This window comes from Methanoplanus sp. FWC-SCC4 (assembly GCF_032878975.1).
Taxonomy (GTDB): Archaea; Halobacteriota; Methanomicrobia; order Methanomicrobiales; family Methanomicrobiaceae; genus Methanochimaera; species Methanochimaera problematica.
This window is the reverse complement of sequence record NZ_CP043875.1, coordinates 1,065,544-1,086,302: the sequence shown is the minus strand read 5'-3', so window position 1 is coordinate 1,086,302 and position 20,759 is coordinate 1,065,544. Positions and strand designations below refer to the sequence as shown.

The window sequence follows — 20,759 nt, the reverse complement described above, 5'->3', positions numbered from 1 at the left end:
CATTATCCTGAAACAGAACCTGAAAAATTTTATTATTTTTTAATTTCTTTATGATTTGTTTATTTTTAACCAAGTGCTTCTTTAATTAGTTTTTTCTGATTATCTGTAAGCCTTTCAGGTATCTGAACAATTACTTCAAGAAAGTGATCTCCACGTTTATCTGAATTCATATATGGCATACCCTGTCCGCGAAGTCTGAATCTGATATGGCTTTGTGTTCCGGGAGGTATTTTCAGCAGTGCTTTTCCGGATATTGTTTTAACATTTATTTCTGTTCCCAAAAGTGCATCCAAAAGAGTGATCTTTTTGTCGGATATCAGGTTAGCTCCTTTTCTTTCAAAAAAGCTGTTTTTCCTGACATATACGACAACATAAAGATCCCCTGGTGGTCCTCCCTTAGAACCGCTTTCCCCTTCTCCGGCAATTCTTAAATATTGCCCGTTGTTAATACCCCTTGGAATTGTAATTTCTATTTTTCTGGTTGTTTTTGTTCTGCCGTTTCCTTTGCATATTCCGCATGTCTTTTTAATTATCTGTCCTCTGCCGCCGCATTTTGGGCATGCTGAAATATTGATGAAACTGCGATACTGATCTTTTTTTATATTACGAATCTGTCCGGTTCCTCCACATGCATCGCAGTTTACTATATATCCGGGTTCTGCACCCGTTCCTTTGCAGTTTTTGCATTCATCATAATGTGGAATTTCAAAGACCCTTTTAAGACCGTAAAAGGCATCTTCAAGTGAAATTTCAAGATCATATCTGAGATCTGCACCGGGCATTGTTTTGGCCCGTCCCGGTTTTCCTGTAAAGCCGGAAAAAACATTGAAAATATCTCCAAATCCAAAATCGCTGAATAAATCCTTATAATCAACTGTTTCATATCGTGGGATATCCTCAGGTCTGAATGCCGAATGGCCAAGCTGGTCATACTGTGCTTTTTTCTGAGGATCTGAAAGAACCTGATATGCCTCGTTGATCTGTTTGAATTTTTCCTCGGCTCCTTTGTCATCAGGATTTAGATCGGGATGGTATTTTCTTGCAAGCCTTCTGAAAGCGGTTTTGACCTCTTCAGGGCCTGCATTTCTTTCAATACCAAGCGTCTCATAATAATCTTTTTTGTCCATTTTTTTTTATTTAGAATTAATCTGCAACCTTGAAATCCGCATCAACTATGGTCTGGTCATCTTTTTCACCGGTTTCTGACTCATATGAACCTGCCGAAGATGTCGCTTTTGTGTACTGCTCCTGTGAATGCTGCCGAGCGGCATCCTGATATATTGCAGAGCCCGCTTCTGAGAGTATTTTTTGAAGGTTTTCGGTATCTCTTTTTATCAAACTGACATCCTTTCCTTCAAGAGATGACAATAATGTATTGATTCCGGCGTTTATCTTTTCTTTAAGTTCATCTGATAGTTTTTCTGAGAGTTCGGATTTTGTCTTTTCAGCAGTATATATAAGTGAATTGGCAGAATTTCGAAGTTCAGCCTCTTCTTTACGTTTTTTGTCTTCTTCCTCATATTTTTCCGCTTCATTGATCATATTTTGAACAGAACTTTCAGAAAGTTTTGTAGAAGCAGTGATTGTCATCTTCTGTTCTTTGCCGGTTCCAAGATCTTTTGCGGAAACATTCAGGATGCCTGAAGCGTCAATATCAAAAGCAACTTCGATTTGTGGGATGCCGCGTGGAGCAGTGGGAAGGCCTATCAGGTTAAACTGCCCGAGGCTCACGTTATCCTTTGCCATTGGTCTTTCCCCCTGAAGAACATGAATTGTGACTGAGGTCTGGAAATCATCGGCGGTTGTAAATACCTGGCTGTTTTTTGTTGGAATGGTGGTGTTTCTTTCAATCAGAGAAGTTCTCACACCTCCAAGAGTTTCGATTCCAAGAGTGAGCGGTGTTACATCCAAAAGAACCAGGTCTGTAATTTCACCTCCCAGTATGCCCCCCTGAATAGCTGCACCAATTGCAACACATTCCATTGGATCGACAGTTCCTTCAGGTTTTTTCCCTAACTTTTCTTCAATGAATCTCCTTACAACAGGCATCCTGGTCGGGCCGCCGACAAGAATTATTTTTTGGATATCCTCTTTTTTAAGATCTGCATCTTTGAGTGTCTGTTCTATTGGATGAATACATCTTTTGATTGTCGGGTCTACGAGTTCTTCAAGTTTTGATTTTGTAATTTTCATATACAGATGCTTTGGTCCGCCCTGATCTCCTGTGATATAAGGAAGATTTATTTCGGTTTCAGGAACTGTTGAAAGCTCTATTTTTGCCTTTTCTGCTGTTTCTTTGATCCTGTTTTCAGCCATCTTGTCTTTTTTAAGATCAATTCCTTCCTGTTTTTTAAATTCATCATAAATCCAGTCCGCAATTCTGGCATCCATATCTGTTCCGCCAAGATGCGTATCTCCTGATGTTGAAAGGACTGTAAATGTGCCTCCTCCAAATTCCATAATTGTTACATCAAGTGTTCCGCCACCAAAATCGAAAACCATGATTTTATATTCTTCACCCTTCTCCAGCCCGTAAGCCATCGAAGCTGCAGTCGGTTCATTCACCAGTCTTACGACTTCGAGTCCTGCAATTTTACCGGCATCTTTGGTTGCAGTTCTTTGATTGTCGTTAAAATATGCCGGTACTGTAATGACTGCTTTTTTTACTTCTTCTCCTAAGAATTCTTCCGCATCTCTTTTAATTTTCTGAAGCAAAAAAGCTGAAATCTGTTGTGGCGTATATTCTTTTCCAAATATTTTGTAGATATGGTCTGTCCCCATCTTCCGTTTTGCAGCCATAACAGTTCCTTCAGGATTGCTGACCGCCTGTCTTTTTGCCGGCTCTCCTACCAAAAGCTCTCCGTCTTTTGTAAATGCAACATAAGAGGGAAACATCTTGCCTGCTATCGTTGCCCCTTCTGCTGAAGGGATGATTGTCGGTTTTCCGCCAAGTAAAACTGCTGCCTGGCTGTTTGATGTTCCAAGATCTATTCCGATAATTTTTTCTTTAACCACTTTTTTCACGCCCCCCGGTTAATTAAATAATCAAACCCAAAAATTTTGGTTTGAGAACCAATACATGAAATTTCAGGAGATTTTTTTAACCTGAAATGATTGTTTTCAAGTGCTTATTCAAACATTACATTTATTTCAAACTTTCTAATAAAAAAGAAATAAGAGAAAATATGCATGCCTGAAATTTTGGATCATACGTAAAAAAGATATTCACAGATAGAGATTTACCGGAATTGTAAAAAAATATATATTCTTAGGGTCAATTGCTGACGTTTATTCAATGGATGTCTTTGACAATGCATTGAGCATTTCAGTCTTTGCCCTTTCATCAGTTTCTGTTTTTGCTGCTTTTTTCAAAGCTTCTGCTGCAGATTTGCTTATTCCTATATTTCCAAGCGATACGGCGGTAATTCTTCTTACATATTCATTTTCATCTCTTAGAAGTGGCAATAGCGAGATTGACAATTCGGGTTTTTTATAGAATCCAAGACTTTTGGCAGCCATGTACCTTACATGATCTTTCTCATCATTCAGCATTTTTGTAAGAGAGTTTACCGCCCTTTCGTCTCCAATCAGACCAAGTGCTTCGACTGTTCTGTATCTGACAATCCAGTTTTCATCGTTCATCAGATCCATTAAAGGCAAAACAGCTGTTGTGCCTGATTCCACAAGGGACTGCATCGCTTTTGCACGTAATTCTTTATCAGTGCTATAAAGTCCTTTTATTTTTTCATTTACTGAAGTCATAAGTATCATATATTAATTGCCTGTTTAATAATAATTTTACATTTGTTATTATCAAAAAAAAGATTGTTTAAAAGCAGGGTTTATGCTATGATCAGGAATGATCATTTTGGAATATAATCATCAACGATATCAAGAAATTCTTCTATTACGGCTGATGAATACGGGCCCTCTTCATAACCTGTCATGATTGTCATAGAATCTTTGTATGTTGAAAGTGTCATTAAAAAGCCCGGAGGCCAGCAGATTGTCGGGAGAAAGAGAGCATTTTTTATTGTTGGTATTTTATTGCTGTCAGTTATGGAAGAAAAATAGTTGTCTGTATTTATAATTCCGACATTTGAAAATACAGGATTTTTGTATCCTGTTTTTGTATATTTATTATCCATTTCTTCAAAAAATTTCCTTACTCCAAAAAGACCATCTGAAAAAATTTCTTCATAGAACAATATACACCCAAGACCCAGATTGTTTGACTTATGATAATCTGTAACGGATACAATTCTTTCAATTATATCCTCTAATTTAGCCCCTTTATTTATGGTGACCGACGCATCATAGGCAATAGAGAGGTTTTCCATTGAATACCCCGGGGTATTATTGAGATGTCTTCTAAGGTCAGCAGATGTCAGGATTGTTTTTTCTTCCTGATTGTCAGAAGGATTATTTCTGATTTTAATTACACCGAGAAAGAATGCACCAAGAATTACATCATTTATCGTTGCATTGTATTTCTTTCCGAATTTTTTTGCTGCAGTTAATCTTTCGGGAGTGAACGTCCTGTATTTTATTCTTTTATCTCCCCCTTTGTTTAGATAATTATAAGGGAAAAACCATCTGTCAACAAAGGGTTTTTCATCTTCAATTGCACATTTAATATCTTCTTTTGTAAATTTATCAAGCAGTTTTCCTGTTCCTTTGTCATACCAGCCCATATATTCAGGAATATATTCCGCGTTTTCAAGAGTCCTGGAATATATTGAAAATATAAATTCAGATAAATCTTTTAAACCGTGTGCATCTGCAAAACCGTGATGACATCCGATTAAAACTGTATCACTTTTATTTTCCTTTCTGTAAAGAATGACTTTCACCTGAGGTCCTGAATAAACATCAACGGATGGAGGTAAAGATGAAAGAGGCATCTGAATTTCATTATCGGTATAAATAATCTCAAATGCATCTTTTAATTTATCAGGCTCTATTTTTTCCCAGTATGGTTTGTTATCGTATTCAACGTAACGTGATGAAAGGTATGGATTTGCCACAAGTGCCTTTAAAACTGAATTTTCAAGACATATTTCATCTATTTTGTCATCAAATTCAAAAAGCATATACATGGACGGATCGTAGATTCTGTCAAAATAGACATTGAAGACATCAAAAGCAGATGCGGGAAAAAATTTTAATTCATCATTTTTTGTCATTTTATACTCACAATATTATTGGATATTTTGCAGGAATTTCAGGTGATTCTTATTGAATATATTTTTATAGTTCATCAAAAGGCGTTTTTAAGGGATCCAAAAGGATTTCATTGGCAAGTCCCCTAAACGAAACAGCGGCAACAGCACCGATTATGCCTTTCTTTCCGGCAACGAATAAATTGTTTTCCTCAGCTGTCTTTAATGACTGATCGAGGTTTATTATTTTGTTCCTGGCTGACATGCCGTATTTTCTTAAAGAACCGGATATGCTAAAGCCGCATTTGATGGCAATACCCCAGTTTTCTGATAAAGATTCGTCCTCAACAAATCTGACTGCAAGATTTTTAATGTGCAGGACTTCTTCAGGTTTTACGGCAATTTCTATGAAACTGCATGAATTGCCTGCCGTACATTCTTTCAGGTCGGGATTTAACATAACAACCCTGTGCCCTATTGGAATTACGCCGTTTAATTTACCAAGATATTGCAAAAGACCAAGTGCAAGTGCAAAAGTGGCACCGCCTTCCTGGGTATCAGTATCATCGATTCCTATAATCAGGTGTGTAAGTGCCCTCGTAACCACTTCTCCTTCAACGAGGTTGCCGTTATATTCAAGAGTTACATCACAGACACCTTCAGCCATTTTCATCATGTCTGTAAGGGAATATGCAGGTCCTCCTATACAGCGGATTTTCTGAATGATATTATCCTTTGATTTTTTTATACCGACAACACCCACAGCTGAAGCCGGGTAGAGACCTATTGAAGGGTTTGGTTTTTTTTCTTTGTCGTTATCATTCAGTTTTGCATATTCTATCAGAAGGGTTCCTTCACGATGTGCCTTTGTCAGAATACCGCCTGCAATTGAATGATGGTGTCTGCAAAATGCTGCACATCCGCCGCTTCTGCATTCATGGAAAATTGCTATGTTTTCACCATCGACAGTAGTGAATATCCTTTTGCAAGCCGTCTGAAGCATTGCACTTGTCGTGATATACCGTGCAGGAAAACGTCCGCGTTTTTCTTCTCTTGTCAAAACGCATTTTTCTTCAATAAGTCTGTTTACCCAGTCCTGAACAGTGCTCCTTGGAATATTTGTAAGCCCTGCAATATCATTGACTGTAAAAAAGCCGTTTTCGAGGGTTAAATCCCTCATATGTCTTAAAAGTTCACGTCTTTTTTCAAGAACGCCCGCCATTGCACTCCCTTATAAAAAGCAGATCGGAAATAATTGCGCTTGCAGTTTCAATTGAACCTGCACCTTTGCCAATAAAGGTCACATCTCCGGCAAGATCAGTTTCCGCTGTTACTGCATTTAATGTGTCCTGGACGACAAGCGTGTGGTTTTTGGGAAGAACACGGGGTGACACCCGTAAAATTTTTTTACCAACATCAATTTCACCAATAAGCCTGATCGTCAGATCATCTTCTGCGGCAAGTAAAAGTGCCTCTGATGTCAGCCTGTCGATACCCTCTGTTTCCACATCCTGGAGAGTCTTATCATATCCCAGAATTGTGTTTGCGAGAATCACGAGTTTTATTGCAGCATCGATTCCTTTAACATCATAGGTTGGATCAGCTTCGGCATATCCGAGTTCTCTTGCCTCAAGAAGTGCCTGTTTGTATGTGAGGCCTTCATCTGCCATTCTTGTCAGGATATAATTGCAGGTTCCGTTGAAAACCCCGTATATCTTTTTGATTTCATTTCCTGCAAGTCCGTACTGCAGAGAATGAATAAGAGGAATTGCTCCGCATACTGTTGCTTCATATTTTAAAAGACATCCGTTCTTATCTGCAAGTTCTTTGAGAGCTTTGTATTCAAGAGCAATCGGACCTTTATTGGATGTTACAACATGTTTACCGGCTCCAAGTGCTTTTTTAATATAACCAAGCGCAGGTTCACCGGTTGTTGCATCAGTAGGTGTTACTTCGACAAGTACGTCATAATCAGCATTTTCAATGATTTCGTCCGGAGTAATATTTTCTTTTCCGCAAAGTCCTGTTTTCTTTTTATTTTCCAAAACAGCGTCAAGATCTATTCCGTTATTTTCTATTAAACCACTTTTGGAATCCGCAACTGCTGTGATTATAATTCCCGTATTTTTGCTGTTAACAATGTTTGCAATACCTCTTCCGACCGAGCCAAACCCTAATATTGCTATTTTCATTTTAAAAGCCCTCCAGAGGTTCGATTATTAAAAAGCCCTTTTGTTCCGCCACTTCCTGCAATATAGCCATTGCCCTGTCTATATCCTGAACACTGTCGGATTTTATTGTCATTTTTGCAGATGTCGGTTCATTTATTGCAGGCATAACCATTGAAAGTTCACCAACTTCTGCATATCCTGTTCCGTCAATCCTGTCCACAGTGTCGCTTAAGTCGGTATGCATCAGATGACCGATTATTATCACTGATTTTCGAATAATGAATCTTTCTTCACCCACTCTTAGAATAGAAACATCGTTTTCCTTTAGAGTCTCTATTAATGAGTTGAGCTTTCCTTCAGGAAGTTCAAGCCAAATCTGGACGTCAAGAGTTCCGTTTTCCGAGAGTGGATCACGCTCATGGATAACAGATTTTATATTGCCTCCCACATCGGATATTGGTTTTAACGCTGCAACCAGCTGGCCGGGAGAGTCTTTAATCTCAAGTTTCATAGAGACCTGCATCGTCTAAAAATCACCTGTATGTTTTGTTTTGAACTCAAAAGTTGATAAGTCTTTTACAATTCAGTCAGAAAAATATGATTTACGGATATGATTTAAAGGGATTTTAGCTTGCTGTCAACCTTTGCAAAGAAATTTTTTCCTGCATTTATGAATAATGCAGGTTCCCTGGATTTTTGAATTGTAACCACATTTCCGTTATATAGTTCCATTATATACTGGCCATCGAGAACAAGATCGGCAGGTTTTGTACTGTCAAGCTCAACTCTCAGTTTTCTTTTATCGCTTATTATGTGCGGCCTTGAAGACAGATAATATGGTGCAAGAGGGACAAGCAGGAACCCGTCAATCCATGGGTCAACAATCGGCCCTCCTGCACTCATGGCATAAGCGGTTGACCCTGTTGGTGTGCTTATAAGTACGCCATCGGCACGGAATCTTTCTGCAGGAACATAATCTATGTTTATTGTAAACTGCAGGATCTTTGCCGGCCTTGATGTGACTATTACAGCCTCATTTAGTGCTTCGCCAACATATTCGTCATCAACAAGCAGATGGAGACGCATTCTGTTTTCAATATTGTATTTGCCTTTTTCAATTTTCAAAAGGTATTCCTCTGCTTCATCCGGTTCAAGATCTGTCAGGAATCCTACATTTCCCCTGTTTATTCCTATCAGCGGTATCTGTTTTTCAAGCTGTCTTATGGTATGAAGTACTGTTCCGTCTCCTCCGATAACAACCGCAACATCGCCTGAAAGCCGGCTGAATGAAACACCTTCTTTTAAATTAAGTGCTTTTGAGGTTTCAAGTTCATAGACTATTTCATGACCTCTGTTTTTAAGAAATAATGATATTCTTTTTCCAATTTCAAGCGCACCCGGGTCATCCGGCCTTATGACCATTGCAAATTTCATATTTTTTCTGCCTCACCTGAGATATTCTATTACTTTTTTGTGAATGAGTCCGTTTGTTGCCACAAGACATCTTCCCTGGCTGACGTCATTTGAAAATTTTATTTCACACCCGTCTTTGTCGGTCACTGTGCCCCCCGCCTCTTTGCAGAATAATATTCCTGCCGCGGCATCGGTTACACGGAGAGTATTTCTGATGTCGACAAACCCGTCAAGGCGTCCGCACCCGACATAGCATATCTCAAGTGCTGATGCTCCGTAAAGACGCCACCTTCTTATTTTTTCACCAATTTTTACAATTGTTTCCGGTTCAAATTTTTTGCCGTAGATGCTTATTGTTGAATTTTCCAAAAGTCTGGTATTGGATATTTTTACTTTCTTTTTATTGAAAAATGCCCCTTTTCCTTTCTCTGCATAAAATGATTCATTGTGTGCCAAATCGTTTACATATGCTTTTTTGATCATATTATCCTCTGCGTATGCAATTGAAAGGGCATAAAACGGGTTTCCGGTAACTGCATTATGTGTGCCGTCAAGGGGATCAAGATATATTGTTCCAGACTGACCTCCCATATCCCTACACCCTGCTTCTTCACTAATAAGTGTTTTGCAAAAAGCTGTTTCCAAAAGATAATTTATAACGATATCCTCTGCGAGTTTATCAATTTTTTTTGTGGGTGTGCCGTCGGCACCCATCATTACTATTTTGGCGGCTTCTTTTGTGCCTATGAGAGGATTTATTGTATCACTGACTTCTTTTGCGATCCCGTCACAAAATTTTTTAAAATCCATGGATCAACACCTGTCTAAACCATGTGTTTTCGTTGAATTTATTTAAGTTGATTGCGATATAGTAAGTTGAGTTTGATCATTATGAAAGAACAGACTGAAATAGGAAAATTAAAAGAAGGACGTTACGTCGTAGTAGATGATGAACCCTGCAAAATTCTTGGAATTGCAACATCAAAACCTGGTAAACACGGTGCTGCAAAATCAAGAATTGATGTAATGGGTATTTTTGACGGTGTAAAACGTTCAATTGTACAGCCGGTAACAGCAAAAACATATGTGCCTATCGTAGAGCGCAGAAGTGCACAGGTCATCTCAATTGCAGGAACAACAGTACAGTTTATGGATGTAAAGGACTTTGAGATGTTTGAACTTGAACTTCCAGAAGATGTTGCATCAAAACTTGAGGCAGGTTCGGAAGTTCCTTACATTGCATCAATGGGCAAGAGAAAGCTCGATAACTAATTACAAAATTAAATCAAATTAAATAAAATGCAATATTTTTCAAGTTCTTTTTTTGCTGATGCGGATTCTTCTTATGAAGAAGCCCATTATGTGATTTTCGGTATTCCTTATGATGGAACAACATCATATATTTCAGGAACAAGAGACGGACCAAAAGCAATCCGTGAGGTTTCATACAATTTTGAGACTTATATTCCGGAATTTGATCTTGATATGACTGATATTCCTGTAAAGGATATGGGTGATCTTGAACCTTCTTCTGTTCCGGAAATGGTGGTTGCAGAGGTTGAATCAGCAGTTCGGGATTTTTTAGAGGACGGAAAATTTCCGATAATGCTTGGCGGTGAACATTCGGCAACTGTCGGGGCGGTAAGAGCGATAAAACCTGACTGTTATATCGTATGTGATGCGCATCTTGATTTAAGGGATGAATATGGCGATACACCATATAATCATGCCTGTGCAACGAGAAGGGTTCTTGAGTCAGGCGTGTCCGAGATTTATATCATAGGCGGGAGAAGTGGTCCAAGGGATGAATTTGATCTTGCTAAAGAAGATGAGAGAATACATCTTTACACATCCGATGAGGTCCGGAGGCTTGGTATCTCATCAGTTTTAAAAACAATTGAGGAGAGGATTTCAGGGAAGAAATGTTATCTGTCAATTGATGCTGATGCAATTGACTGCTGCCTCACTCCGGGTCTTGGGACACCTGAACCCTTTGGCCTGACTCCTCTGGATATAAAGGAAGTTGTTGATGTTCTTGGCAAATATGCTTCAGGTTTTGATTATATGGAGGTCTGTCCGATAGATGCCGGTCAGACTGCGGCTGTGGCTTCAAAAATCATCCGTGAATTTATTGCAGTCAACCGGATGTCTTCAGAAAAAAAATATTAAATCTTTTTTAAATCCTGTTTGTATTTGATTTAAAAAAATCAGATTTTTGGTTTACAAAAAAGGATTAAGTTCTGTTGCTTTTGAAATATTTTTAATTTATTAAAATATTAATGGAGATAAAAATCTCCCTTTAATATTAGTTATAATGAGTGAAAAATAAATTATTGGGTCTGAATGAATTTCTCAGGCACCAGTATGTCTATTTTATAAGATTTGAGCATGTTTGGGTGAATGATGAAGTAATAATTGCCTGAACCCTCATAATATTTATGTTTCCATAAATATTCATTCAGGTTTTCCCTTTTTATTACCTCTCCTTCAATGGTTGTCTGCTCTTCTGCCAAAACATCTTCTGATCTGAAAAATTCCTCACTGGCACTGGCTTCCTCTTTTTGTATCTCCTTTGGAAGCGGGCCTTCTGTTAAAGAATTCAGAATATAAATGAGTCCGTTTGGCTGGTCCGCATTTACAACCTGGATGTTTATGGAAGGGATAATATAAAACTGGCTTTCGGCAGCAACTCCCAGGCTTTCAGCTTCACTTGCAACAATTCCTTCAACTGTTCCGCCTTCATTTTCGGTTATTGTAATATCTGTGCTTCCCACATCACCCATACTTTCAAAGCTGACCTCGGTTTCCCAGTATGGGAATGGAATATTTATTATCTGGGTTGTTGCGTCCCACTGGCCGTTAATTGAAGCATAAACCACCATCTTGTTTTCATCAGGTTTTTCATATCCGGGTGTTCTTGAACCGTAATCTTTTACTGTGCCTTCCCATTGAAGATTATATGTGGAAGGATCGACAAACTGAACTTCTTTTGCGGCTCCGTCCCAGACCGGTGTCGGAGTTGCGATTACTGATGAAGAAACAGGACTGTATGGTTTTGTTGTTGCTCCTTCGGGAAGGGGAATATTTACAACAGGTTTTGTTTTTGATTCCGGAAGAATTGAAACACTCTCTCCGCTAATTATTGGTTTGACGACAAAGGCAAGGATCATTACAATTGCAATCGCGCCAATAAAAAACATGAGATCCTGTTTTTGCATAATAAAATTTGGTTACAGATTCATATATATGATTTTGTTTCATTCACAAAAATTAAAGTGAAAAAAATGTATTTTTTTAATAATATACTGATTTTGATGAGATATTAGTCAATATAACGCACAATAAACCGTGTGAATATGTTATTTGGCTGAATAAATCCTTAGATTCATTTATGTGCGCGAAATATCCCATATTTTAAGAAGTCCAAAACATCCTGAAAGCATCATATCACCAAAGGGTGATGCATGATAGGCATCAGGCAGAATTTTATTTTGGTTTGGCCCTGTAACCGCGATATATTCAGAGTCAAGATTTTTTCTGACACTTGCACCGTGTCCTCCGTCTTCAAAAACCTCTTCGTTTGTAATTGTTCCTGTCCTTAGTTTATTTAGATAATAATTCATTTTTTCTTGGCTGAGGCTGCCTGTATGATGTTCAAAAATGCCAAGGATTTCAGTACCTTTGATTGTAAATGCAAGTGTGTGGCCGTTGCCTGCGTTTACCAGGGTCAGACCTTTTTTGGCCATTTTTAAAACAACCGGATCACAGAGTGCACCCATTATTGCAGCAGGGCCGGTGTCGGTTACGAGTGCCCCGGGACATTGTTCAAGCACTGAGTGCATCCTTGTCATTGAGGGAAGTGGTGGATCCTGTGCAAGAGAGGAGATTTGCCAGTCATTTTTATCAAGCATCTCATTTAAGCACCTGAATCTGAAAATCCTGTTTGAAACATCTTTTGAAAACCCGTGATCCTGAACTGCAATGGCAATGTTTTCCGGATAATCGATTGAAAATGCAGAAAGGATATTCTGGATTTCATCTTTCATGTAATCTCTTGTCTTAATGACTTTTGTATCAGTTGAGATGTGTTCATCTTCGAGAATCAAAATTCCCTTATCTTTTACAGCGTCAATATTGTCTTTTATTGTAAGTGCAGCCTTTTTTGTGGCGGTAATTTTTATTCCGTTTTGAAGGGCCTTTGATATCTCAAAAACATTTTGCCCTCCTCCCATTGTATATCCTGTCAGATGAATACTTTTTTTTGCTGATGCGGCATTTCTTATTTCTTTACCAACCACAACATTTGGTGAAGGCAAAACCATTTTTATTGAATTTTCAATATTCTGCCCCGGTTCATACAGTAATATATCCTGTGTTCCTCTTCCGATATCTATTGCAAGAACCGGCTTCTCTATATTGAACATAATTCTTCAGAATAATTTATTCTGGGAAAAGAGATTAAATTATTTTTTATTCAGACACGAATTCCGCGGTCGACAGGTGATAATGCCGACTCCGCAGATTTTTTGTCAGGTTTGTATTCTGTGAACTGTTTTAGGGACACTGTCAGATCCCTTGTAAATGCAAAATAACCTATCTGCGTATTTTTACACAGGTTCATTGCCATGTCCATAAGTCCGCGTGGATCAGGCCTTGCTTCACCAAGCCATATATGAAAGATATTTCCTCCGTCAACAATCGGGAAGAATATATGTTCAATTTCCATTCTTTTTGTAAGTGGGACGTCTGCACCGGGTGTTACGTGAATACCGTTTGTATAGTATATTGGAAGATCAAATGATGTTCCGAGTTTTTCAAGTGCGGTATCGAGATCTCCTTTTGTAACCTTTTTTGCATATTCTGTAAATCTTTTGTCAAGGAGATCTGCAACATTGAAACGCTGACCGGTTGTTTCAGCAGGCGTTCTTGCAAGTGCGAGTGTCATATTGTGCTTAATGGAAATTTCCTTTGCATACATCTCCATTTCAGTCATTGCCCTGACAGCAAGTGCAAACGCTTCACGGCTTTCATGAATCTGGAAACCTGTGTGGTGCTGGACCATCTCATTTACGCCGACAACACCGATTGTGTACACAAGACCTTCAAGATCGACTGCAACAGGCCCTCTTGCTTCTCCGTTAGGATCGTTTGGATCTTTTGGTCTTTGCATTGCAAACGGCATTCTGCCTTTGGCCCGGATATTTTCCATCCATCTTCTTTTGATCTTAAAGACTTCCGTTGCAACATCCATCAGCTTTTTTAGTTCGGCGAAGAGGCGTTCATTGCTGCCCTCTGCCTTATATGCGGCACGCGGGCAGTTTACTGAAATTACCTGCCATGATCCCATGGAAAAGTGCTTTCCGTCTTTGAAATACATCTTGTCATCAAAAGATGCATCCTCGTTTGCAAGGGATGAAAACTGGTATGCACAGCACTGATAACATGAGATGCCTTCTCCGGCTCCCCTGTAGGCAGGAATCTGGTTGTCATAATAAGGAGTTCCAAACTTGGAGGCAAGCTCGAATGTCATCAGATAGAGATCATGATATGTGGGCAGATCAGGATTTTCCCTGTTGAAATTCTCATTTTCTTCCATGAAGTCAGGTTCTATGCTGATTTCGGGTTTTGGGAAGTTGAATGGCTTTCCCCAGTAGTCCCCTTCCAGCATGACTTCCATAAGTGCCTTGAACAGCAGACGGACTTCTCTTTCAAATTCACTGTATGTTCTCTCAGGTGCCTGGACTCCGTTCCAGACTTTTCCTTTATAGACGCATGGTTTGTCTTTCCAGAGTGTCGGAACTCCCGGAGATAGCTGTACTGATGAGAAGACTACCTGGCCGCCGCGTGCAACCATCATCTGTGTCATCTCATACACGAACATCTGCATGAGCTGTTTTATGCTTTCATAATCAAGCCCTTCAAAATAAGGTGCAAGGAATGTCAGGAAGTTATAGTATCCCTGCCCGCCGGCAAAATTGGTCTGGGCACTGCCTAAGGCTTTTACTGCATGAAGTACTGCTACTTCCGCACGTTTTGCAGGCCCTGCAACAGAGGCCTTTGTTCCGTTTCCGTCAGGCATCAGGCCGTAATAGAAGAAATATCTTAAATCCCAGTCCTGACAAAAGGGGCGTGTTCCGAAATACTCAAGATCATGAATATGCATATCTCCGGAGAGATGAAAATCCGCAAGTTCGGGAGGGAGTTCAAGGAGATACTGTTCTTTGCTTATTTTGTCGGCCTTCTTTTTGTGGGATGTTTCGGCATTTTCCTGAAGATTTGCATTATCCTTTGCTTCAAATCCTCTCCCTACATCGATTAAATGAGCATCATAAACAGGAGTTCCCACTCTCGTACTCACATTACGGTATGGGATTAGATCGTGCTCAATCAGGGTTATATTTGTAATTTCCCTGATTAAGGGTCCGGAAAGAAATTTCAAACCAAGGTTTTGAATTTTCTGCTCGACATTGAAAGCAATTTCCCTGGCAGTTTCCACATCTATGGTTTTTCCGCCGTAAAATTCCTCGACAAGTTTTGTTTCTGTTAATAACTGCTGTATTATTCTTTCCCTGTCCCATTCAAGGATGAGACCGCGGGAAGTGCGTACCTTTGGAAGAGAGGGTACTGCAAAGCCGTCTAATGTCTGCTGTAGGGATTGTTTGTTTGGTTCCCTTTGCATAGGTTATTCACCTTTACATAATGGAAGAACATTATCTGTGATTACTGCTCCGCCTGAAAAGAGATCAGCAGATACAAGGAATTTGTCTTCCACCTGTAAGACCGGGGCCTCCCTTACAAATACATTGTTTAATCTTAGTTCTGTCATATTTGCCGGATCAGCGAGATCAAGTTCCTGATATTCAAAGCCGTTTTGTTTCAGAAAACTTTTAAGCAATTCGCAGTTCGGGCAGTTTTCAAGAGAATATACAACTATTTTCAAATTATCGGACACTAAAAAGATCCCCCAATTGGTGATTATATGATAGTTGTTGCTGGAAAATAAAAACTCTATCGTTTCATAACCAGTCTGAGAAAATCCATATCATAATCAATATATGTAATAGAAATTGCGTGGATGTTTTTTTTCAGGTTAGTTCATTTAGGTCTGGGAACAATAAATAAAAATAATGGTAAGGGTTTTTGTCGCAATTGAACTTCCAGAAGACGTCAGGGAAAAGATGTCTTCAATACAGGAAGAGCTTAAGGTCAGCAGGGCAAAAATGAACTTTGTTAATTCCGCTATGAGTCATATTACTCTCAAGTTCATAGGAGAGGTGGATAGTTCCGGACTTGACAGAGTCAAAGAGGAATTAAAAAATGTTGAATTTGACAGATTCACACTCCGCTTAAAAGGAGTTTCTTTAAATTCCACAAAGGTGCCCCGCGTTGTATGGATTGATGGATATGATGGCGGGGAAATGTCATCTCTGAATGATAATATAGAAAACCGTTTATCTCCGCTTGGAGTTCCGGTAGAAAAAAGAAAATTTAAAATTCATGCAACAATTGCAAGAATAAAAAGGTTTGACCCTTCATTATTGCCAATTGTTGAGAAATTTTCCAGTGAAGATTTTGGAGAATTTGAAGTTTCAGGGTTTAAACTTAAAAAAAGTACTCTTCTGCCGGACGGGCCGGTATATGAGGATATAATGGAGGTTTCTTTTTAATGCGTTTGTCATGTGAAAATACAGTTCTCCGGAGTATCAGGCCTTCTGAAGAGGAAAGAATGATAATCCGGGCTGTTGCCGATGAGATCATTTGTGAAGTCAATAAGAGTGGCATTGCAACAGGGATGGTTGTTGGCTCTGTTGCACGTGATACCTGGGTTTCGGGAGATAAGGATCTTGATATTTTCATGCTGTTTTCTCCTGAAGTTTCCAGAGAGGAGCTTGAAGAGAAGGGCCTTGGTCTTGCAAGACAGATTTCAAAAACATTTTCCGGAGTTTTTGTTGAAAAATATGCTGAGCACCCCTATATTAATGCCAATATCCGCGGATTTGATATAGATCTGGTGCCATGTTATGCTGTTGAAAGCGCGTCTATGATAAAGAGCGCTGTTGACAGGACGCCTTTTCATACCCGCTATATAAAAGAGAAGATCTCAGGGCATACTGATGATGTACTTTTACTCAAACAGTTTTCAAAAGCCTGTGGTGTTTACGGATCTGATCAGATGACAGAAGGCTTTGCAGGCTATCTGTGTGAACTTTTGATCTGTTACTATGGTGGTTTTACTGAACTTTTAGAGGAAGCTTCAAAATGGCGGCCGGGAATTGTAATTGATATCGAAAAACATCAGGCCAAAGAGTTAACTGAGCCTCTTGTAGTGATTGATCCCGTTGATCCATGCAGAAATGTTGCAGCTTCACTTTCAGCAACGAGAATGTGTGAGTTTGCCGAATTTGCAAGAGGTTATTTGAAAAATCCTTCGGAGATATATTTTGAGGCTCCTGTTTCAAAAGAAATTTCATCAGAGGACTTTAAAACTATGATAGAGGACAGGGGCTCTTCTTTTTATGCGGTTGTTTTTAAAACGCCGGGTCTTATTCCTGATATTGTTGTTCCGCAACTTAGAAGGAGTGCCATAGGTATAAACGGACTTCTTGAGAGGAACGGTTTTGTTGTAAACAGGTTTGACTGTTCTATGAAGGAGGAGAACTGTATGATATTATATGAGCTTCTTGTTGATCAACTTCCCAATGTTGAAAAACGTGAGGGACCTCCGGTTTGGAATGCAGAAAATTCGGATAAATTTCTGAAAAAACATATCGGAAATACATTTGCAGGCCCTTATATTGAAAATGAGCGATATTATGTGGAAATCGAGAGGAAATATCCTGATGTTTACAGCATTTTATTGTCCGGTGAAATATTGTCTTCGGGTCTTGGCAAGCATGTCCGAAAATCAATTGAAAATGAGATGAATATCTATAAGGATGAAGAATGCTGGAGTAAGGAATTTTCTGATTTCCTGGGAGATTTTGTTATGAAAAAATCCCCTCTTATTGAAAGGATGATGAAACAGACAGAAAGTCTGAATTTTCAGACATGATTTGAATATAAAAATCAACAGGAATAATATTTTTTCTGACTTTTTATTATCAGGAAAATAATTGAACATCTTTTTTGTTTTATCTCTATAGATTGTGATCAATGTAAATAATGAATAAATGCCTGTCTTTTTTAATTCAATTTTGATATATGTCATTGCAGATCTCAAAAAACTGTTTTGTGAAATATTTTGAGAACGACTCAGATATATATTTGTCCTGAAAATTATATAATTGCTAAATAGTTTTAATTTGTTTGAAAACTTAAATTTATGATTATATAGTTTTATTCAGGGGCTGAAAGATTAAAATGGAAGTCAGGAAAGTTCAGATAACAGGGGGTTCGTCTTATATTGTGTCCCTTCCAAAAGAATGGATAAGGAATTCAAATATAAAGAAAAACGATCCTCTGGGGCTTATTATTCAGCCCGACGGCTCTCTTACGGTAACTCCCAAAATTACCGGAAAAATTGTTGAGAGAATTAAGGAATTCGATCTTAAAGGCGTTAATGATCATGAAACATTATATCGGCTGCTGATTGGTGCGTATGTTACGGGATACAATACTATCCGGATAACTTCACATGGCAGACTGCCATCATATGCACATAGGGCCGTCAGGATGTTCATACAGTCATCCATTGGCCAGGAAGTTTCTGAAGAAACAGAGACGACAATAATTATTAAAGATCTGTTAAATCCCGGAGAGATGCCTTTTGAAAATGTTATCTCACGTATGAAGGTGATAATAGAGGGGATGCTTGGTGATTCCATGTTTGCACTCAAAACAAGGGATACTGATCTTGCGGATGATGTTATGTCCCGTGAAAAAGATGTCAACAGGTTGTACTGGCTGATATCCCGCCAGTATAATCTTTTATTGAGAAATATATCTCTTTCCGGAGAAATGGGGATGGATGTGGACAAGGCACTTCACTATCTTCAGGCTTCAAGAGTTCTTGAAAGAGCGGGGGACCAGGTGGAAAGTATTGCAGAGAATGTTCAGTCACTTCTTTTTGTTTCGATTGAAAAGCGGGCTCTTGATACTATTCAAAGCCTGTCCTCTGAAGCCATTGAAATTCTTGATTCGTCAATTGAAGCCTTTTTTAACAATGACCTGAAAAAGACGACTGAAACAATAAATAAAGCCAAATTATTTGGCAATAAGTGCAATGATGCAAGTCAGGAGCTTTTTGATATAGGAAGATTGGGCATAGTTTCAATTGCATATATAATCGGGCATCTTAAAAGAATTGGTGAATATGCCAGTGTGATCTCCGATATTTCAATAAATTATATTGTTATGAATGATGAACCTCTAAAATAAAAAAAATAATACTAAGCTTTTATTTTTAAATAATATCTCTGATTATTGTTTTAAATGATTTTTCTTAAATTTCAGTTTTCTATATATTGCTATATAAAATATGTAATTACTAAAGATGTGTCAGGGCGATCTATAAATATGTGATTTTTCAACTTATGATTATGACAGAAGTTGCGAAGATGCTTGAGAAAATTGAGGGTGACAATGTCAAATTTATCCGCCTTCAGTTTTCAGACATACAGGGGCAGATAAAAAATGTCGCTATCCCTGTAAAACAGGCAGAAAAAGCTCTTACTGATGGAATCTCATTCGATGGATCATCGATTGAGGGTTTTGCCCGTATTGAAGAGTCTGACATGGTTTTAAAGCCGGACATGGATACTTATGCCCTGCTCCCCTGGAGACCTAAGGAAGCGAGGGTTGCACGTTTCATATGTGATGTTTATCTGCCTAACGGGAAGCCGTTTGAAGGCGATCCACGTTATGTCCTGAAAAAAACACTTGCAGAGGCGGCGGAGATGGGTTTCTCTTTCAATACCGGGCCAGAGTGTGAGTTTTTCCTCTTTAAAATGGTAAACGGTGAACCAAGCATAGAGTTCAAAGACCATGGAGGATATTTTGATCTTGCACCCACAGACCTTGCGGAAGATGTCCGTCGTGATATCGTACTTGCGCTTACCGATATGGGCTTTGATGTTGAGGCATCACACCATGAGGTGGCAGAGAGTCAGCATGAGATTGATTTCAAGTATGGTGATGCATTAAAAACAGCAGATAATGTTGTAACATTCAGGTTTGTAACAAAGACAATTGCTTTAATGAACGGCCTTCATGCAACATTCATGGCAAAACCTGTGTACGGTATTAACGGAAACGGTATGCATGTCAACTGTTCGCTCTTCAAAGAAGGAGAGAATGCATTCTTTGACCCGGAAGCTCCGTTACAGCTTTCAGATACTTCAATGCATTTTATTGCAGGTGTTCTAAACCATTCAAAAAGCATAACCAGGGTTGCAAATCCTACAGTTAACTCCTATAAGAGGCTTGTACCCGGATATGAGGCTCCGGTTTACATTGCATGGAGTGCATCAAACAGGACTGCATTAGTGCGTGTTCCTGCACCACGTGGTAAATCAACCCGTATTGAATTAAGAAGCCCTGATCCAACCTGTAATCCGTATCTGACATTTGCGGCAATTCTTGCAGCAGGGATTGAAGGTATAAAGAAGGAGATGCAGCCGCCTGCCGGTGCAGCCAAAAATATATTTGCAATGTCTGAAGATGAAAGAACAAAGTCACATATTGAAACACTTCCATGTGATCTTATAACGGCAAATAAACATTTCATTGAAGACGAACTCATCTGCAAAGCTCTTGGCCCTCACATTGTTGAAGGAATGAACAATATTGCCAAACTTGAATGGGATTCATTCAGAACTGCGGTTCATCCATGGGAAGTAGAGCAATACCTTGCAAGATACTGATAAAGAAATGGTAATTTGCCATAACTGTCAACATCCAATCCACAATCAATGACATAAAAATAAAGATACAGAATAAATATAACAGACAGTCCTAACAAAAATGTCTAAAAAAATTTTTTTTTAATCACAAGTTATTAAACACTTCTTTTATA

At 38.8% G+C, this 20,759-nt stretch carries 19 protein-coding genes; 6 read left to right on the top strand and 13 right to left on the bottom strand.

Annotation, left to right across the window (positions count from 1 at the left end; genetic code table 11):
• Positions 1-65: 65 nt before the first annotated feature.
• From dnaJ to F1737_RS05525, 9 genes are all read right to left on the bottom strand, one after another.
• On the bottom strand, positions 66-1,127 hold the full coding sequence (dnaJ, locus tag F1737_RS05565; RefSeq protein ID WP_317137786.1) for a molecular chaperone DnaJ: 1,062 nt from the start codon (positions 1,125-1,127) through the stop codon (positions 66-68).
• 16 nt (positions 1,128-1,143) lie between these two features.
• A complete protein-coding gene (dnaK, locus tag F1737_RS05560) occupies positions 1,144-3,015 on the bottom strand; it encodes a molecular chaperone DnaK (protein WP_317137785.1) in 1,872 nt (623 codons plus the stop codon).
• A gap of 273 nt (positions 3,016-3,288) precedes the next feature.
• Positions 3,289-3,762, bottom strand: coding sequence for a HEAT repeat domain-containing protein (locus F1737_RS05555; protein WP_317137784.1), 474 nt, complete (start codon positions 3,760-3,762; stop codon positions 3,289-3,291).
• 101 nt (positions 3,763-3,863) lie between these two features.
• Positions 3,864-5,186: a condensation protein gene (locus F1737_RS05550; RefSeq protein ID WP_317137783.1), complete on the bottom strand. Its 1,323-nt coding sequence runs from the start codon at positions 5,184-5,186 to the stop codon at positions 3,864-3,866.
• A gap of 64 nt (positions 5,187-5,250) precedes the next feature.
• Entirely contained in the window at positions 5,251-6,384 is a 1,134-nt protein-coding gene (locus F1737_RS05545) for a sugar-specific transcriptional regulator TrmB (RefSeq protein ID WP_317137782.1), read from the bottom strand.
• Entirely contained in the window at positions 6,368-7,354 is a 987-nt protein-coding gene (locus tag F1737_RS05540; protein ID WP_317137781.1) for a homoserine dehydrogenase, read from the bottom strand. The genes F1737_RS05545 and F1737_RS05540 overlap by 17 nt, the downstream gene beginning before the upstream one ends.
• 1 nt (position 7,355) lies before the next feature.
• The gene (locus F1737_RS05535; RefSeq protein WP_317137780.1) at positions 7,356-7,844 is read right to left on the bottom strand and encodes an amino acid-binding protein; all 489 of its coding nucleotides are present in this window, start codon (positions 7,842-7,844) and stop codon (positions 7,356-7,358) included.
• Positions 7,845-7,948: 104 nt separating this feature from the next.
• Entirely contained in the window at positions 7,949-8,767 is an 819-nt protein-coding gene (locus tag F1737_RS05530) for an NAD(+)/NADH kinase (protein WP_317137779.1), read from the bottom strand.
• 12 nt (positions 8,768-8,779) lie between these two features.
• Entirely contained in the window at positions 8,780-9,556 is a 777-nt protein-coding gene (locus F1737_RS05525) for a bifunctional fructose-bisphosphatase/inositol-phosphate phosphatase (RefSeq protein ID WP_317137778.1), read from the bottom strand.
• An 81-nt stretch (positions 9,557-9,637) separates the two neighbouring features.
• On the opposite strand from F1737_RS05525, the gene F1737_RS05520 reads away from it, so the two are divergent.
• Positions 9,638-10,018, top strand: coding sequence for a translation initiation factor IF-5A (locus F1737_RS05520; RefSeq protein ID WP_317137777.1), 381 nt, complete (start codon positions 9,638-9,640; stop codon positions 10,016-10,018).
• 27 nt (positions 10,019-10,045) lie between these two features.
• Positions 10,046-10,915, top strand: coding sequence for an agmatinase (speB, locus tag F1737_RS05515; protein WP_317137776.1), 870 nt, complete (start codon positions 10,046-10,048; stop codon positions 10,913-10,915).
• Positions 10,916-11,076: 161 nt separating this feature from the next.
• Here the strand turns inward: speB and F1737_RS05510 are convergent, their stop codons facing one another.
• The 4 genes from F1737_RS05510 to F1737_RS05495 all read right to left on the bottom strand — a co-directional run bounded on the left by F1737_RS05510 (position 11,077) and on the right by F1737_RS05495 (position 15,698).
• Positions 11,077-11,946 (bottom strand): hypothetical protein, encoded by an 870-nt coding sequence (locus tag F1737_RS05510; RefSeq protein WP_317137775.1) that lies wholly within the window; start codon positions 11,944-11,946, stop codon positions 11,077-11,079.
• 189 nt (positions 11,947-12,135) lie between these two features.
• Complete coding sequence (locus tag F1737_RS05505; RefSeq protein WP_317137774.1) at positions 12,136-13,170, bottom strand: DUF1786 domain-containing protein; 1,035 nt, start codon at positions 13,168-13,170, stop codon at positions 12,136-12,138.
• Between the two features lie 50 nt (positions 13,171-13,220).
• Complete coding sequence (gene nrdD / locus F1737_RS05500; RefSeq protein ID WP_317137773.1) at positions 13,221-15,425, bottom strand: anaerobic ribonucleoside-triphosphate reductase; 2,205 nt, start codon at positions 15,423-15,425, stop codon at positions 13,221-13,223.
• A 3-nt stretch (positions 15,426-15,428) separates the two neighbouring features.
• Positions 15,429-15,698, bottom strand: coding sequence for a glutaredoxin family protein (locus tag F1737_RS05495; protein ID WP_317137772.1), 270 nt, complete (start codon positions 15,696-15,698; stop codon positions 15,429-15,431).
• Positions 15,699-15,873: 175 nt separating this feature from the next.
• Here F1737_RS05495 and thpR point away from each other — a divergent pair, with 175 nt between their 5' ends.
• From thpR to glnA, 4 genes are all read left to right on the top strand, one after another.
• Positions 15,874-16,413, top strand: a complete 540-nt coding sequence (thpR, locus tag F1737_RS05490; RefSeq protein ID WP_317137771.1) for an RNA 2',3'-cyclic phosphodiesterase — start codon at positions 15,874-15,876, stop codon at positions 16,411-16,413.
• Entirely contained in the window at positions 16,413-17,798 is a 1,386-nt protein-coding gene (gene cca / locus F1737_RS05485) for a CCA tRNA nucleotidyltransferase (RefSeq protein ID WP_317137770.1), read from the top strand. The genes thpR and cca overlap by 1 nt, the downstream gene beginning before the upstream one ends.
• A gap of 308 nt (positions 17,799-18,106) precedes the next feature.
• Positions 18,107-19,123 (top strand): phosphate uptake regulator PhoU, encoded by a 1,017-nt coding sequence (locus F1737_RS05480; RefSeq protein WP_317137769.1) that lies wholly within the window; start codon positions 18,107-18,109, stop codon positions 19,121-19,123.
• 161 nt (positions 19,124-19,284) lie between these two features.
• Positions 19,285-20,607, top strand: a complete 1,323-nt coding sequence (gene glnA / locus F1737_RS05475; RefSeq protein ID WP_317137768.1) for a type I glutamate--ammonia ligase — start codon at positions 19,285-19,287, stop codon at positions 20,605-20,607.
• The last annotated feature ends 152 nt before the right edge of the window (positions 20,608-20,759 follow it).